The following is a 15431-nucleotide window of genomic DNA, read 5'->3' as shown; positions in this document are numbered from 1 at the left end:
CCAAAGCTTTGTTACTCTACTAAAGTATATTTGAGTGATCACTTTTGGGGGAAGCAATTGAAACTAACTTGTTGGAACGCCGAATGGCTGGATAGCGCTTGGGGAGTTGTCTCGGGAAAATATGCTCCGGAGGAATACAAATTCCCGCACAAAGTCCCCAAAATGGGTGACGCGAAAAAGCGAGTGAAATCCGTCTCGCAATACATTGATATGTTGGACGCCTCAATCTTGTTCCTTTGCGAAGCGCCTGAGGGTGAAGACGAAATGGCGGACTTCGTAAAAAAACACGCAAAGGAGTATGATCTCATCAAGCGTGGCAGCGGCGATGGATATGCGACAGACGGTCGGCAATGGCAGTGGTTTTTGGTCAAGAAGGATGTCGCAGACCGCATTTCACCAAGCCTTGTTCCGATATCAACCTGGCGTCAGTTTGCAGCAGTCGAAGACCCCTCCGTCAGCATAGACGGAGAATGGAAAGTCGCGTTACCGCGCCTCAAAACTGTTGGTGGTGTCAAGGATGTTCCTGTCTCGTCACGTGTTTCGCATTCCTTTTATCGAGAGCCGCAAATTCTTCGTTTCAACTTCGGAGGCGCGCAACACGAGGTCATTGGAGCCCATCTCAAGAGCAAGTTCACAGGTGGTAAGCCGCGTGCACGCAAAGTTGGCGAGAGCTTCGACGACTATCTGGCTTCATCAAAGAAAGTGCGTGAGTACATCGCGGCTTCACATGGAGCCCGCGTTAAACTGAGTTCTGAGGCGCTGGTGATCCGGGCCTATATCGACCGGCGTTTCGCTCAAGAGGCTGATCCTTCGATCTTTGTAGTGGGCGATCTTAATGACGGGCCCGGCAAAGAACTGATGGAGCGGGAATATCTCTTGCACGATTTGATCTCAAACCTGCAAGGCGAAGTGTTTTTTGCACGAAAATTTTTGAACCACGCATTGTTCGATCAACCGACAGAACTTCGATGGACAGCGAAATTTAAAGACTCCTTAGACCCGGAGCGTGAAGAGCATATCCTTCTCGATCATATTCTGTTCTCTCAGGCTCTAACCCGTTCTGGCACAAGCCCGCTTCAAGTCCAATCCGGTGCGGGACGTGTCGAACATCTTCTACACGAGGAAGCGGAAGCGAAATTTGGTCGTGACGTACTAAGTGACCACAGGCCCGTAAGCGTAGACATGATACCCAGAGTCTCTTGATGAGACTGTTCGCCAAAACGCTCTACGGCACCTTTGCACTTTGTTTGATGACCGGTACCGGTCACAATCGCGAATCCAACCGTGCCGGTTTTTTGAGAAAATTGCATGCTCTGGGATTACGGGAGACGATCCTTTGCGCAGGGAACATTCCGGGCTACAGTTTTTCTGACAAGTAGTGAGCAAATTAATTCTTAAGAACAGTATATTGGAACAAGCCCAATCGGAGGGATCCCTGTGAGCAAATGCCCAACAAAATCGCGCAAGACCCAGAAGTCAGCATCCAAAAAAATTGCCGACCCCTCCAAAACGCTGGATAATGCTCCAAGACTTGGGAACAGGGTTCTCAACGCCTTGACAGACGGACCGGATCTCAGAGACCGGATCTATGAGCCGGCTCTGCTTGATCTCAAGATGACGATGGACCCTCCAAGTGAGGACGAAAGCCCGATCCTTGATCAAGGTTTAGAAGGTGCATGCACTGGGTTCGCCCTGTCTAGCGCTATTAATTTGATGAACTATCAGCGGCACCAGAAGCTCGAAACCCCGCGAATACCTCCTCTTTCAAGCCCTCGAATGCTCTATGAAATGGCCAAGATTAATGACCCTTGGCCAGGTGAAGAATATGAAGGCTCAACGATCCGAGCAGCCTTGAAGGGCTTCTATCACAATGGCGTTTGCAGCGAAGAAGAAGCCCCCTACAAGGATGGCGATAACAATTGGTACCTCAAAGTTAGCCACGCAAAAGATGCACGCAAACTGGGTCTTGGCGCTTACTTTCGATTGAAACCAGAAATTATCGACTATCATGCCGCATTGAACGAAACCGGCGTCATATATGTTTCCGCCCGCATTCACCGCGGCTGGCAGAAACCAAGCACAGATCGGGTAAAAGGCGATATCAAACCATCCTATATAAATATGGGCGGGCACGCCTTCATCATCGTCGGTTACGATGAAAAAGGTTTCCTCATTCAAAACTCATGGGGTGAAGATTGGGGTGGCTTTAACGGCAGGCCCGGCATTGCACGATGGCGGTACGAGGACTGGGCTGAGACAGTCATGGACGCATGGGTCCTGCGTCTTTCGGTGCCAACTCCCGATGCTTTTGACCTTACCGTAACGAAACCGACCAAAGAAGCTGAAGCCCTCTTTGGTTCAGAGAACGTAGCCGCTCCCCGGCAGGAAGAAATCATTGGACACATCATCCATCTGGACGATGGGAAACTGAAAGGAACTGGTAAATACCCCACCCCGATCACAACGATCCGGGAAACAGCCAAATTCCTGGCTGATGAAACTGCAACTGCTGAGCGTGATTACAAACACCTGATGTTCTATGCCCATGGCGGCCTCAACAGTGCTGCCGCGTCAGCAACGCGGGTGCGTAAAATGAAGGAGATCTTCAAGCGCAACGGCATCTACCCGATCCACTTTATGTGGGAGACCGGCTTCTTTGAATCGCTAAAGGACGTAATCTTTTCATCGAACAAAAGAACTGAGGGTCGCGTCGGAGCCGCAACGGATTTCTCAGATCGTGTCATCGAGTTCTTTGCGCGCGGTCCCGGCACCGCCATCTGGAAGGACATGAAATGGGACGCGGAACAAAGTTTTAAGGCCTCTGGTGGGGGGCGCCAGGCACTCAAAACACTATTGGCTGGCAATGCAAGCCGTTCGAAACCCCTTCAAATCCATCTCGTTGGCCACAGTGCCGGCTCTATTCTGATCGCACATCTTTTAGAAGCCATGGAGGCAATGAACCCGCTTTCAAGCCCGATCAAGTCTGTGTCTCTCATGGCCCCGGCCTGCACGGTCGATCTCTACAACAAAAGCTACGAGCCAAGAATTGCAAAAACATCATCAGCTAGCGGCATCACAAAGCTATGGCAGTACAATTTGATTGATCAACGCGAAAAGGATGACAGCGTTGGTCCTTATCGAAAATCGCTGCTCTACTTCGTTTCAAACGCATTCGAAGACAAAAAGAAGATGCCTCTGTTGGGCATGGAAAAATTCGAAGAGAAGCTACCGTCAAAGGCGGGGTACAAAGTTCACTACGCAGGCCGGTCTTCAAATATCACAAACAGCAAAACTCATGGCGGCTTCGATAATGATCAGGCAACCATGAACGACGTCCTAGAGAACATTCTCGGCGAGAAGCCGGATACGGGCAAAGGGTTTTCTGAAGAGGATGTGAGGGGATATTAACAAGAATGGATGCGCCCCAAAGTTTCTGGATTTTCCAATATACAAACGGTGATCGAACCGAACGCCTTCTTGATGAAAGTCAAAATCAGAAATCAGAGGGCATCGTCAATTGGCTGTGGAACAGCAAAAGAAAACAACAACCAGCTCCTGGAGACTCTGTGTTCTTCCTGCGAGCCGGCCCTCGACCGAAAGACTACCCAAAGGATCAGGCGTGGCGGGGTTTTGTTGGGTTCGGTGTTGTAGCTGGCCAACCCGTTACACTTCGAAATGCGCAATCAGCTGAAGGCATTCCCGTTGAAACGCAAGGCTATTTCCCAGACAAAGCCCTGCCTGATTACCTCGTTTGGCACGATCATCGCGTTGCGTCGGCGGCCTCGATCTATGGTCAACAGGGCACGAACTTTCCGATCGATCGCGATGTCGCCGTCGGGCTGGTTGATGAACTCGAAACACCCGAGGACGGAATTCGTCGCGCAAATGTTCACGACCTTCCATCTTTGCGCGCGCTGTTGGAAGACAGAGATCGAATTGATGTTGTCACCCGACATGTTGACAAAATTCACGCCTGGCTCGACCGGGATGCGGCTCTCTCTCTTCAACTAGCCCGAGCTTGTAGCGGTGTATCAAGTCGTCGTTCAGGGGAGCTGACTTGGACACATTTGTTTTTTGGGATTCTTTTGCGAGGCAAAGGTCTGCAAAAGAACTCCAGAAAGAACGTTGCTGCCTTGTGCCTCTATCAACTGGCCTCGCCCAATGGTGACGATGCGGAACTCGACGTTCATTGGGCAGACTCCCTCACTCCGATCACAGCACTCAAACGCAGTGACGCGGTTCCAATGGAAAAAATGAGTCCAAGCGCCGCACGTGCGATTGCACAAGCCAAGGTAATTTCAGGTGACGGGTTGATCTCGGCTGACGCTTTATTGGCTGCGCTGTTGAACGCTCATCCCAACGACAACATCTATGAAGACGTTTTCAATACCGATCTAGAAGGTCTCATTGAACGCATCTACGAACAGGCTGTCCAAAATTCACGAACCGAGGAGCTGCGGCAATTCCTTGGATGGGTCGATCAAAATGGCCTTGCTGACGGTCCAGCGACACAATCGCGCGAGGCACCGACAGAAAGTGAAGATGCGGAAACAGATGAGTCTGATCGCGAGTTTCAGGTCCTGCACGTCCCCAATACCCAAAACGATTTAACAGATCAAAAAAAGGACTTGCTCGACGTTAAAGAGGAAGCTCGGGCGTTTGCCCGTTTGATTGCGTCAACCAAATTCAAGCCGCCGCTTGCAATCGGTGTGTTCGGACCATGGGGAAGCGGCAAGACCTTCTTCATGAACCAAATTGAAGAAGCGATCGGCAAACTCGAAGATCAGAAAGTCAGGGGTGTCGACGGTCAGCCAACGCAAGCTGAGCCTTCTTTCCATGATAAGATTGTGCGCATTCCATTCAATGCCTGGCATTATATGGAATCCAATGTTTGGGCGAGCCTAGTTGATGTGATCTTCAAAGATCTCGACGCATGGCTGCGCCGCGAGAATGGCGGCACCACAAAAGGTGACGAAATCGATGCCTTGTTTGATAGCCTGACCACGGCGCAGGAAGAACGGCTGAACGCCATCGAAGCTTTGGCAGAAAGGGTGAAAGCTCTCGAAAGCGCACGTCAAGACCTGACCGATGCGGAGGTACAAACCAGGGAATATTGGGAAGCTGTTCTCGCCGAGTTGGAAAGCGCCGCGTTCTCTGACGGCAAGATAGAAGGTGCTCTCAACACACTAGGCCTCCAACAACTCAACGACGAAGCAACAAATCTGCAAAACGTGATTACTGAAGCACGAAAAACAGCTTCAGATGCAGATTTGTTATTCAGGTCCTTGCGATCCCGCGTTGCTTCACCGTTCAATTTGGCCGGTTTGGCAGTAGCCGTTTTGCTAGGTCCCTTTATTGTCGGTTGGCTCATAAACTATGCGGAGACAAATCAGTTTTTCGGGCTCTCCTCTGAATTTAAGCTCAATGAGGCTGTTACGACGATTTCTGGCTTAGCAGCCAGTGTCACTGCATGGCTTGGTGTCGTTACTGGCTTCGCAAAGAGGGGCGTAACCGCTTTGCGTAAGTTGGAGACTAAATTCAATGAAATCGACGCAAAACGTACAACCCCGCTGGCAGAGCTGGAAACCGACATTGATGATGCAAAATCAGTGTTAATTCAGTCGGAAGAGGCTGTTGCTGAAGCTCAAAGCCGACTGATGGAGAATACGAGTGCGGGTCGGGTCGCAGCATTTATTCGCGAGCGTGCAGAGAGTGATATCTACACCAAACATCTCGGTATCATTGATACGATCCGTCGAGATTTCGAACAGCTTTCAGCTCTTGTTCAGAACTCCAAGGATGGTCGCAAAGAGGAAGATATCCTGAAGGATCACCAAAACCATGTTGCGGCTCAGATTGATGCCATAAAGTCGCGATACACCCTGAACAAGAAAGCCTATGCGCCGGTCAATGAAGCGCTGAACCAGCTTATCGAGACCAATAAATCTGGGGTTCAGTTGGGAACGACCTTCGACAGGATCGTACTCTATATCGACGATTTGGATCGGTGTCCTCCAAATAAGGTCTATGGAGTTCTCCAAGCTGTTCATCTGTTCCTGACTTTCCCTCTCTTCGTGGTCGTGGTCGGAGTCGATACCAGGTGGATGGAAACATCTCTGAAAGAAGAGCTTGGAAGCCTGGTGGATGGAACAAGTGGGGCAAACCCAAAGGACTATTTGGAGAAGATCTTTCAGATTCCCTATTGGACACGGCGAATGGAAGGCAACATTGCTAAGAACTTCGTCAAAGGCATAGTTCCGACAACAGTGGCCCTGCCCGACCAAAACGATAATGATGACCAGAGCGAAGGTGACAAGGATCCATCTGAAACAAGGAATGAGTCAGCTACATCGCTCGAAGCGAACTCTGAAACCAAAAGTAAGGACCCTTCACAGGGGCAAGCAAAGACAGGTGATCAGTCTCTGGACGATGATGAGACCTATGACGACGTTGACGAACCAGGTGGGGAGGAGAACGACAACGACCGTGATTCTGAGGTTCTAACCCGTCCAGTAGACATAACTGAAACTGAGCAAAGAATTCTGGAGGAATTCGCCCCCTTTGCGGGACGCTCTCCAAGAAAACTTCTACGGTTTGTGAATGTCTATGGACTGATAAAATCAGTCGACAAAAAAGATGGTACCCCGCTTGTCAACCATGACGAGGACGAACTTGCCTGCCGGGCGCTCATAGCTCAGCTGGCTCTCGCAACGGGCTCTCCTGAAGCGGCCGTTCATCATTTCGATTTGATCGAAGCGAGTGGAGATTATTCAGGCTATTTTGATGTCAGCGGATCGGATGATCTTGAGCAAGAACCTGAACTTCGCCTTCCGTCTGATCTATCTGACTTGATATGGGAACCCTTGCGTCTGGTTCTGCCTTCCGATGGGAGTCCTAAATCTGCTCATTTGGATCTCTATGAACGATTGAAGCAAACGGCACCTATCGCACGCCGCTATACATTCGCATCCTCTGATGCAGTTCAGACCATTAGAAACGACGACAAAGCGCAGCCGCCAAGTTCGAAAGAGTAAGAGGATGAACAAGCTCTGGGTGAGCAGGCTGGAAAGAGAAGAGAGAGTTTTCCACGGCCCGGAGTTACCAAAGTAACATGGTTACGGCTACAGTGAAAAATCTCAAGTTACCAAGAAATCATTCCCGACCCATTTCAAATTTTGAGTGTCCCGGTTGATGCTGCGTTGCAGTTTCCCGAAAGGCCGCCTTTCCAACGCCGATTGGGGCCTGCTTCGGTGGGGTAATTTTTTCTACTGTTTTTTCAGTGACTTTGGTGAGAATTTTGGTGCGGGCGGTGGGACTCGAACCCACACGGGCATACGCCCTTCAGATTTTAAGTCTGATATGTCTACCATTCCATCACGCCCGCACGGCGCGGCCCATTTGGGCTATGCAGTTTCCTTACAATCACTACAGGACGAGAACAATGCGCTTTGATGCAGATGAGGTCGGAAATATGGTCGGCGGTCCAATCCCAAGCCATACTCGCCCTTTGGCCTGACAAGGGAGAGGCACCGCCCCTCCTTGCCGGAAGGTCTCACATACCAAGTGCTTCTTTGTACATCTCCAACACGGCCTCTTCTTCGGCAATGTCGTCCTTGTCACGCTTGCGCAGCGCGATCACTTTGCGCATGACCTTGGTGTCGTAGCCCCGGGCTTTGGCTTCGGCCATGACTTCTTTCTGCTGTTCGGCCAGGTCCTTTTTCTCGGCATCCAGACGTTCGAACCGTTCGATGAACTGGCGCAGCTCGCCTGCGGTCACGCGGTAATTGGCGGCGGCCTGATCTTCGGTGATGTCTTCCATATGCGTCTCTCCCAAAGGCTGAAAATCTGATGCAAGATGCCGGATACAGTGCTGTAGCCCGGGTCGCAAGCACCCAATCCTCAGACGCACTTGTGCCACCTGATCCGATCCGTTAAGCGCGGGGTCAGTTCACGATGAGATGTGGGGAACCATGTTTGAATTCATCACCTGGGGCGGAGCAGCCCTGTCCCTTGCCGGGCTTTGCGGTCTTGTCTGGTGTATTCTTCGCGTGATGAAAGCGCGCAAGGCCGGTTTGTCGGATGACGAATTGCGTGCGGTTGTTCAGGGCGTACTGCCCTGGAACCTGGCCTCTTTGTTCTTGTCGGTTATTGGATTGATGATGGTCATCCTCGGGATATCCTTCGGATGACCGCCTAGGTCAGATCGGCAGGTTATCGAACTGCGCTTCCATCGCGTCTTCGCACAAAGCCGCATCCAGTCGCCGCAATCGCGACGGCACGTGCATACCCTGCTGTCGCATTCGATCAACAACCTTGCTCACACTCGGTTGCAGCGCCAATCGCGTGTCCAGACACGCGCCTTGAAGCTTTTGTTCAAGCTGTTCTGCTTCGGAATACAGATTAGTTGCTGTCATAACCATCCTCCCAAGTGTTGCCAGTATCCCTCATATAGGTAACGGGAATAAGACCCGCAGATGTTAACCTGAATATGTGCGGGTTTTTGCCTGACGTAATCGTAATTTCGGCAATTCGGCGCAGATGGGTTAAAGTTTAAGCCATTTTAATCGAACCTGCCTTGACGGGCATCAAATTCAGATTGGCAGTTGTGTCACATTCCGAAATACATATATGAATTAAGCAACCGAAATGGAGGACAATATGACGCCCGCAGTGAAAGCGTTTTTCGACGATCAAACCTTTACGGTGTCTTACGTCGTCTACGAACCACAAGGGCGCGCCTGCGCCATTATCGACAGCGTTTTGGATTTTGATCACGCCTCGGGTCGAACAACGACCGCTTCGGCTGATCAGATCATCGACTATGTGCGCAGTCACGACCTTAGGGTTGAATGGATTCTGGAAAGCCACGTTCACGCCGATCATCTGTCTGCGGCCCCCTATCTGCAACAGGAACTGGGCGGCAAAATCGGGATTGGTGCTCAGATCGTCACCGTTCAGGACACGTTCGGCAAGGTTTTCAACGAAGGAACCGAGTTCCAGCGCGATGGCAGCCAGTTCGACGCGTTGTTTTCGGAAGGCGACAGTTTCCACATCGGCCAGATGCGCGGAGACGTGCTGCACACCCCAGGTCACACACCTGCCTGCCTGACCTATGTGATCGGCGACGCAGCTTTTGTTGGAGACACGCTGTTCATGCCCGATTTCGGAACGGCACGATGCGATTTCCCCGGCGGCTCCTCGGCGACCCTCTACGCGTCGATCCAGAAAATTCTGACCCTGCCAGATGAGACGCGAATCTACGTGGGCCACGACTACAAGGCCCCAGGCCGCGACGAATACGCGTGGGAAACGACGGTGGGCGAGCAAAAGGCCCTGAACGTCCATATCGGACAAGGCCGCAGCATCGAAGAGTTTGTGGAAATGCGCGACGCACGCGATGCGACACTGGCTATGCCGCGCCTGATTTTGCCGTCCTTGCAGGTCAATATGCGCGCAGGACAGATGCCGCCTGCAGATGAGGAAGGTGATGTCTTTCTGAAACTGCCGATCAACAAACTCTGACACGGGTAAACAAAGGGATAAACCTCATGAATATAGAGTGGGTCATGGGCCTGTTCGGCGGTTTACAGATTGGTCTGGGCGGGGCTGTTTATCTGCTTGGCAACGGTCGGATCATGGGCGCAAGCGGCATCCTGGGCGGCCTTGTTGATGGCAGCGCCCGCGATACGATGGCCGAGAAGTTGGCCTTTGTTGCTGGCCTGATCGGTACGCCGTTTCTATTGCGCCCGCTGATTGCGCCCGAAGTTCAGACACATCTTACCAGCAACTTGATCCTTGTCGTCATCGCCGGGTTGCTGGTTGGCGTTGGCACACGTATCGCCAATGGCTGCACGTCTGGTCACGGGGTTTGCGGCATTTCCCGGTTTTCACTGCGCGGGATCGTGGCCACCGTCTTTTATATTCTAGCCGGGGGCGTGACCCTGGTTTTCTTGCGTCACTTGTGGGGCCTGATCTGATGCGCCATTTCATTGCTTTACTTGCCGGATCACTTTTCGGTGCCGGATTGTTGATTTCGGGCATGACCGATACGACAAAGGTTCAAGGGTGGCTGGATGTTTTCGGCAACTGGGACCCGACTTTGGCCTTCGTGATGGGTGGAGCGATTTTGCCTATGCTGATCGCATGGCGTTTGACAGCAGGACGCAAGTCTTTGACCGGGAACGCATTTCCGCCAGCTGCAAAACCCGAAGTAGACCGAAAGTTGGTCGTAGGATCAGTACTGTTTGGAATGGGTTGGGGGCTGGTTGGTCTTTGCCCCGGACCAGCGATGGCGTCGTTGAGTTACGGAGGGCTTGGCGGTGTGGTCTTTCTGATTTCGATGGCGGCAGGCATGTTCGTTGCCCCAACATTTGGCGCGCAACTGGACAGAGCGGCAAACGCGGCCTAAGGAATTGGCATGGAGATTCGACCCATCACCCCCCGCTATGCCGTATCGCCGCAGATCACAGTTGAGGATGTGCCTGCAATAGCCGCTGCCGGCTTTGTGAAGGTGATCTGCAACCGCCCCAATGTCGAGGTCCCGCCCGTGATGCAATCCGATGCAATCGGCGATGCCGTGCGTGCTGCGGGCATGGAATATGAGGTGCTGGAGCTGACGCATCAGACGATGACACCCGAGAACGTGAAACTGCAACGTGAGATGGCAGAGAGATGCGGCGGACCGGTCTTGGCCTACTGTGCGTCGGGCACGCGATGTTCCGTTGTTTGGGCTTTAGGGCAATGCGACCAAATGAGTACAGATGAAATCCTGAACGCAACGACAAATGCAGGATATCAGTTGGAAAATTTGCGCCCTGCTTTGGACAGTCTTCGCACCAAAATGGGTTAAACACTCTGCGTTACGAGCTGCCGTTCTCTGGTTCGGGTGTATTCAGCCCGGCCAGTTGAGAGATTTCGGCCACCATCCGATCAGAGTCGTCCAGGATCAGATCTTCTGAAAGGCTCCCCTCAAAGTCCGTCATGGGCACCGGGGGTGTGATTTCTACCACGTTGGCCATTGGTTCGTCCAAACTGTCCTGCGGGTGAATCCCTCCGCGGCTTTCAATAAACTCCTGGGCTTCAGTTCCGCTTAGCGCTGGTAGCGCAGCATGTTCGTTCAAGCGTACAGCGCGCAACCCTCCGCACTGGCCCAAGCGACCAACACCTGCCCGCGTGCGTTCGATCGTCAGGATCTCGGTTCGGTCCAAACGCGCCCCACGCAGGGGCAGGATGTCGCCAATTTGCATAGCGGTCAGCATAGACAACGGCACGGTCATCCGACACAAAGCCGCGTTCAAATCGGCCTTCACCACACCCGAGGAATGCTCAAGTCGCGGACCTGAATGATCCGATGCCTCATCAGCTATGTCAGACACGATTGGGGATTCTGGCACAAAGACCGAGATATGCCCTTGCTTTATCCCATTGGCCAAATCGACGGTCAGATCAAAGACCCGATATGCTTCATCTGTCAGAGCCAGCGACAGTTCCCGAAGGTTCGCAGCGCGCGATGCATACTCATGACCAACAAGGCAAACCTGTTCTGCTGTCGGGTCAATCAGACCGGCGGATCGGGTCAGAGCAGCTTCGATCAGAAGCGCAGACATGGCGGCGTCCGTGTCTGTAAATGCACGAGGAGCCGGATCGTCCTGCAAGACCTCTCCAATCGTTTGGGTTTGAACGATGGCAGACACCAGATGCGGGTCAAGGCAAGCCGCCAAACGCCCCCCAGGCCCGTCAAATACCAGCAACAGCCAATCCGGACCAATCGCTTCGACCAGATCCTCGGCAGAGCGGCTGGATTGCTTAGCCCCAATTATTGCAAGCGATAGATTCACGCGGTCGTTTGCGGCCCGCGCAAACCCCAGACGCAGCGCCCGCAGAACCGAGCGCGGACGGTCACCCAGATCTTTCTGACCAACGGTCAGTTTCCGCGCCAAGGCGGCATTGACGGTTTCTGACATGACGCCGATCACCAATTGTTCCAGCAACTGGTAATAGGTTTACATCGCCGAACGTTACAAAGTTCTTTATGACCGCATCACTGAGCAGCTTGCCGATGAGCCAAAGGCAAGCTCACTCGAAACGCCGCTCCGCCCTGTCCCGGCAGATAGGTGATCTCACCCCCAAGTCGCTGCATGATCTCGCGGCAGATGGCCAGACCCAGCCCTGCCCCGCCGGCCTTGTCGACGCCAACGCGCGCAAATTTCTCGAACACCATCGAGCGCGCGCCGGGCGGAATACCACTGCCGTTGTCTATGAAATCAATGATAACCCGCCCGCCAACGTCATATGCTGAAATTGTCAGCACTGGCTCGACCGCATCGCAGTATTTCTGTGCGTTTGAGATCAGGTTTATGAACACCTGCCCCAGCCTGTCCAAATCCGTGTGCAAAACAATCCGCTCAGCAGCTCGTGCGCGCCGTACAGTTATCTTGCGGCCTGCTCCGGCCAATGCGCTGGACACGGCACGATCCAGAACCGAACGCAAACTGTCATCACTGATGTTGAGGTTGACCTGACCGTTTTCCAGAACACTCAGATCCAGCAGATCGTCCAGCAGGCGAGTCAATCGCAGCGCCTCATCGTGGATGATTGTGGCGTATCGGGTTTGTTCCTCACGGCTCAGACCTTCAGTGTCACGCATGATTTCAGAAAACGCCCGGATCGAGGTCATGGGCGTCCGCAATTCATGACTGACCTGACTAAGGAAGTTGTCCTTTTGCGCCGACACCTGTGTAAGTTTGGAATTAGCCTCGCGCAGTTGCCGCGCCGTTCGGCTAAGCTCGGATGACTTCACCTCAAGCTGGCTGGAGTATTCCAGCAATTGCGCGGATTCATCCGCCACAGCCAGCAGATCTTCGACCGAAACTGACGAGCCGCCCACGATCTGGCCGATCATGGCATGGGCCGTGGCCGTCCCAACGGACCCGCTCAATTCGCGTTCCAAACGGCTGAGAAATCCGGGGGTAGGTTCCGGTAGTTGCGACCGCCCGCCCTGCTTCTCGGCTTCGGCCTGAAAGAACTCCTGCGCGGGACCGGTGCCCAAAATACGCTGGGTCATGATCATCAGGTCTTCGCTTTGCGCGACCGAGCCCGACCAGCCGCGCGGAGCGACCGAATGATCGAACACGTTGACAAATTGCGCCCCCTGCAACCGCTCAAGCGGGCTGGGAAAACTGAGCAAAGAGGCCACGCAGAACGCGATTGTGTTCAGCAACAGCGACCACATCACGGAATGGACGATCGGATCTATCCCCTCAATCCCAAACAGGGCCTGTGGACGCAGCCAGCCGATTCCGAACAACCCGTTCTGCAGCACGCCATCGGGCATTGATGCGCCGCCCATTCCAGGCAGCAGCAAGGTGTAAATCCACAGAAGAAACCCAACCGTCAGCCCGACAAGTGCACCGGTTCGTGTGGCCCCGCGCCAAAACAGACCACCAACCAAAGCAGGCAAGATCTGAGAAATTCCGGCAAAGGCGATCAAACCGATCGAGGCCAGCGCTGCTCCACCGCCCGACGCCCGATAATAGAAATAGCCCAGCGCCATAACAACGGCGATAGACACGCGGCGGGCCATCAGAACGATATTGCGAACATCGCCCGAGACTGAGCCCGTGCCTTCCTGTGTGTTCAGCCAGATGGGCATGACGACATGGTTTGAAACCATGGTCGATAGCGCCATAGCGGTCACGATTACCATTGATGTCGCAGATGAAAATCCACCGATAAAGGACAGCATCGCCAGCCAATCGTTACCCTGTGACAGGGGCACAGTCAGAACGAACAAATCTGGATTGGCGCCTTCGGGCAGCAGGTCCAGGCCCACGACGGCAATCGGGACGACAAACAGGCTCATCAATAGAAGATAGAGCGGGAAAGCCCAGGCTGCGGTTCTCAGATGGCTTTCGTCGTCATTCTCGACCACCATCACCTGGAACATGCGCGGCAAGCAGATAAAGGCTGCAGCAGACAAGAAAATGAAGGTCGTCCAACGCCCGGCGTCGACGTTCCACTGCCCAATTTCCGACGCATCGATCCGCTCCATCATGGGTGCGATACCACCGGCGATGCCCCAGACGACAAAAACGCCGACTGCGATGAGTGCAAACAGCTTAACAACGGCTTCGACCGCAATCGCCGTGACCACCCCGTGATGGCGCTCATTTACGTCCAGATTGCGTGTGCCAAAGAGAATGGCAAACACGGCCAAGCCAGCCGCAACCCAAAACACACTCGAGCCTTCGCGATACAGGCCCGACGGGTCGGCCTCGGCAAAGATCGAGAAAGACAGCGTAATCGATTGTAATTGCAGCGCGATATATGGCGTTCCGCCCAACACCGCCAGAATGGTGACGCAGACCGCCAGTGTGTTTGACTTGCCATAGCGCGACGACAGCAGGTCCGCGATCGAAGTCACCCTTTGACTGCGCCCCACACGCACAAGTTTACGCAGCCCCCACCACCAGCTGACCATAACCAGCGTGGGACCAAGGTAGATGGTGACAAACTCTAACCCCGATCGCGCGGCGTTGCCCACAGCACCGTAGAACGTCCAAGCAGTGCAATAGATCGACAAAGACAGCGTATAGATCAGTGGAGAGCGCAGCCATTTCCCACGCCCAGCCGCAGCCATGCGATCTGCTGCGAAGGCTACAGCAAACAGAAATACGACGTAGCCCAAACAAACGAGAATCAGAACGTTCACAGTGGTCATCATTCAACCCCTGTGTCTTGATCCTCGGGCGTGGGTATGCGGCGGGCAGCAAAGCCAAAGATCAGACCGATCACGATCAGTGCGCCCCAGCAAACGAAGACGTAGAAGATTGCCGATGACAGTGGCACTGCGGCATCCCCGTTGGAGCGATCTGGCCACAGAAGCGGTAGTGCGAACAAGAGAGCCCCAAGAAATGGCAGCAGTCGGGCAGCGTCTGTCAACCTGCGACGGCGATAGCTTTGACGTTCCAGGAAAACCGAAGGTCGTGCGCCCGGCGGCTGATTTTTGTTACTCTCGCCTGACATTATAGTCGCGTCGCCTGCGCATGAAGGTCACGCACAGCCGTCAGCACTTCGGCGTTGGAAAACGGTTTCGTCATAAATCGGCTGACACCTGCATTTTCCGCCATTTCCCGGTCGCGCGACTGTCCGCGCGCCGTCAGCATAAGTACAGGAAGACCAGACAGCTCTTCCATCTCTCTCAGATCACGCAGAACATCCATGCCGCTTTTGCCCGGCAGCATGACATCCAGAATGACCAGATCAGGCTGTGCGCCCTGAATTACCTGAAGCGCGTCGGCACCGTCGCCGTGAATCTCGACCTGCCAACCCTCGCGGGTCAGCAGGAACCGGATTGCCTCGGCGATATTCGGCTCGTCCTCGATCAACAGAACCTTACGGCTCATATTTTCAGTTCCTCCCAAGACCGGTCG

The 15431-nt window shown here is 53.5% G+C and carries 15 protein-coding genes and 1 tRNA gene; 9 read left to right on the top strand and 7 right to left on the bottom strand.

What is annotated here, in order from left to right; genetic code table 11:
• The first annotated feature begins 57 nt into the window (after positions 1-57).
• The 4 genes from GS646_RS04875 to GS646_RS04860 are packed head-to-tail and all read left to right on the top strand — an operon-like array spanning position 58 to position 7034.
• Complete coding sequence (locus GS646_RS04875; protein WP_171678549.1) at positions 58-1203, top strand: endonuclease/exonuclease/phosphatase family protein; 1146 nt, start codon at positions 58-60, stop codon at positions 1201-1203.
• Positions 1203-1379 carry a hypothetical protein gene (locus GS646_RS04870; RefSeq protein WP_171186719.1) on the top strand — a complete coding sequence of 59 codons (177 nt, stop codon included), beginning with the start codon at positions 1203-1205 and terminating at the stop codon, positions 1377-1379. Before GS646_RS04875 ends, GS646_RS04870 begins: the two co-directional genes overlap by 1 nt.
• 58 nt (positions 1380-1437) lie before the next feature.
• The gene (locus GS646_RS04865; protein ID WP_171647507.1) at positions 1438-3408 is read left to right on the top strand and encodes a C1 family peptidase; all 1971 of its coding nucleotides are present in this window, start codon (positions 1438-1440) and stop codon (positions 3406-3408) included.
• A 5-nt stretch (positions 3409-3413) separates the two neighbouring features.
• The gene (locus tag GS646_RS04860; protein ID WP_171186723.1) at positions 3414-7034 is read left to right on the top strand and encodes a P-loop NTPase fold protein; all 3621 of its coding nucleotides are present in this window, start codon (positions 3414-3416) and stop codon (positions 7032-7034) included.
• A gap of 264 nt (positions 7035-7298) precedes the next feature.
• Here GS646_RS04860 and GS646_RS04855 read toward each other — a convergent pair.
• Together GS646_RS04855 and GS646_RS04850 are read right to left on the bottom strand one after the other, a co-directional pair.
• A tRNA-Leu gene (locus GS646_RS04855) sits at positions 7299-7384 on the bottom strand.
• A gap of 168 nt (positions 7385-7552) precedes the next feature.
• Positions 7553-7819, bottom strand: a complete 267-nt coding sequence (locus GS646_RS04850; RefSeq protein ID WP_171177687.1) for a DUF2312 domain-containing protein — start codon at positions 7817-7819, stop codon at positions 7553-7555.
• Between the two features lie 151 nt (positions 7820-7970).
• Here GS646_RS04850 and GS646_RS04845 point away from each other — a divergent pair, with 151 nt between their 5' ends.
• Complete coding sequence (locus tag GS646_RS04845; RefSeq protein WP_050603376.1) at positions 7971-8189, top strand: hypothetical protein; 219 nt, start codon at positions 7971-7973, stop codon at positions 8187-8189.
• Positions 8190-8198: 9 nt separating this feature from the next.
• Here GS646_RS04845 and GS646_RS04840 read toward each other — a convergent pair whose 3' ends face one another.
• The gene (locus GS646_RS04840; protein WP_171093981.1) at positions 8199-8414 is read right to left on the bottom strand and encodes a hypothetical protein; all 216 of its coding nucleotides are present in this window, start codon (positions 8412-8414) and stop codon (positions 8199-8201) included.
• A 244-nt stretch (positions 8415-8658) separates the two neighbouring features.
• Between GS646_RS04840 and GS646_RS04835 the strand changes: the two genes are divergently transcribed.
• Genes GS646_RS04835 through GS646_RS04820 form a run of 4 tightly spaced genes read left to right on the top strand, consistent with a single transcriptional unit; the run spans position 8659 to position 10849 of the window.
• Entirely contained in the window at positions 8659-9522 is an 864-nt protein-coding gene (locus tag GS646_RS04835) for an MBL fold metallo-hydrolase (protein WP_171093983.1), read from the top strand.
• Between the two features lie 26 nt (positions 9523-9548).
• Entirely contained in the window at positions 9549-9977 is a 429-nt protein-coding gene (locus GS646_RS04830) for a YeeE/YedE family protein (protein ID WP_171647509.1), read from the top strand.
• On the top strand, positions 9977-10408 hold the full coding sequence (locus tag GS646_RS04825) for a DUF6691 family protein (RefSeq protein ID WP_171186727.1): 432 nt from the start codon (positions 9977-9979) through the stop codon (positions 10406-10408). Before GS646_RS04830 ends, GS646_RS04825 begins: the two co-directional genes overlap by 1 nt.
• A gap of 9 nt (positions 10409-10417) precedes the next feature.
• Positions 10418-10849 (top strand): TIGR01244 family sulfur transferase, encoded by a 432-nt coding sequence (locus tag GS646_RS04820; RefSeq protein WP_171186728.1) that lies wholly within the window; start codon positions 10418-10420, stop codon positions 10847-10849.
• Positions 10850-10859: 10 nt separating this feature from the next.
• Here GS646_RS04820 and GS646_RS04815 read toward each other — a convergent pair whose 3' ends face one another.
• The 4 genes from GS646_RS04815 to GS646_RS04800 form a co-directional block, all read right to left on the bottom strand.
• Positions 10860-11963 (bottom strand): FliM/FliN family flagellar motor C-terminal domain-containing protein, encoded by a 1104-nt coding sequence (locus GS646_RS04815; protein ID WP_171647614.1) that lies wholly within the window; start codon positions 11961-11963, stop codon positions 10860-10862.
• A 77-nt stretch (positions 11964-12040) separates the two neighbouring features.
• Positions 12041-14719, bottom strand: coding sequence for a sensor histidine kinase (locus tag GS646_RS04810; RefSeq protein ID WP_171186732.1), 2679 nt, complete (start codon positions 14717-14719; stop codon positions 12041-12043).
• Positions 14719-14847 (bottom strand): hypothetical protein, encoded by a 129-nt coding sequence (locus GS646_RS23195; protein WP_371732026.1) that lies wholly within the window; start codon positions 14845-14847, stop codon positions 14719-14721. Before GS646_RS23195 ends, GS646_RS04810 begins: the two co-directional genes overlap by 1 nt.
• Before the next feature lie 176 nt (positions 14848-15023).
• Positions 15024-15404, bottom strand: coding sequence for a response regulator transcription factor (locus GS646_RS04800; RefSeq protein WP_171186736.1), 381 nt, complete (start codon positions 15402-15404; stop codon positions 15024-15026).
• Positions 15405-15431: the final 27 nt, after the last annotated feature.

Origin of the sequence: Ruegeria sp. HKCCD4315 (genome assembly GCF_013112245.1) — a bacterium.
Classification (GTDB): Bacteria; Pseudomonadota; Alphaproteobacteria; order Rhodobacterales; family Rhodobacteraceae; genus Ruegeria.
The sequence above is the reverse complement of the archived record's forward strand: the minus strand, read 5'-3'. Positions and strand labels throughout refer to the sequence as shown.

What these genes read in the sequence shown, in the direction of transcription:
- GS646_RS04870 (WP_171186719.1), top strand. Translation starts at nt 1,203, where the DNA reads ATGAGACTGTTCGCCAAAACGCTCTACGGCACCTTTGCACTTTGTTTG.
- GS646_RS04860 (WP_171186723.1), top strand. Translation starts at nt 3,414, where the DNA reads ATGGATGCGCCCCAAAGTTTCTGGATTTTCCAATATACAAACGGTGAT.
- GS646_RS04850 (WP_171177687.1), bottom strand. Translation starts at nt 7,819, where the DNA reads ATGGAAGACATCACCGAAGATCAGGCCGCCGCCAATTACCGCGTGACC.
- GS646_RS04845 (WP_050603376.1), top strand. Translation starts at nt 7,971, where the DNA reads ATGTTTGAATTCATCACCTGGGGCGGAGCAGCCCTGTCCCTTGCCGGG.
- GS646_RS04840 (WP_171093981.1), bottom strand. Translation starts at nt 8,414, where the DNA reads ATGACAGCAACTAATCTGTATTCCGAAGCAGAACAGCTTGAACAAAAG.
- GS646_RS04835 (WP_171093983.1), top strand. Translation starts at nt 8,659, where the DNA reads ATGACGCCCGCAGTGAAAGCGTTTTTCGACGATCAAACCTTTACGGTG.
- GS646_RS04830 (WP_171647509.1), top strand. Translation starts at nt 9,549, where the DNA reads ATGAATATAGAGTGGGTCATGGGCCTGTTCGGCGGTTTACAGATTGGT.
- GS646_RS04825 (WP_171186727.1), top strand. Translation starts at nt 9,977, where the DNA reads ATGCGCCATTTCATTGCTTTACTTGCCGGATCACTTTTCGGTGCCGGA.
- GS646_RS04820 (WP_171186728.1), top strand. Translation starts at nt 10,418, where the DNA reads ATGGAGATTCGACCCATCACCCCCCGCTATGCCGTATCGCCGCAGATC.
- GS646_RS04815 (WP_171647614.1), bottom strand. Translation starts at nt 11,963, where the DNA reads ATGTCAGAAACCGTCAATGCCGCCTTGGCGCGGAAACTGACCGTTGGT.
- GS646_RS04810 (WP_171186732.1), bottom strand. Translation starts at nt 14,719, where the DNA reads ATGACCACTGTGAACGTTCTGATTCTCGTTTGTTTGGGCTACGTCGTA.
- GS646_RS04800 (WP_171186736.1), bottom strand. Translation starts at nt 15,404, where the DNA reads ATGAGCCGTAAGGTTCTGTTGATCGAGGACGAGCCGAATATCGCCGAG.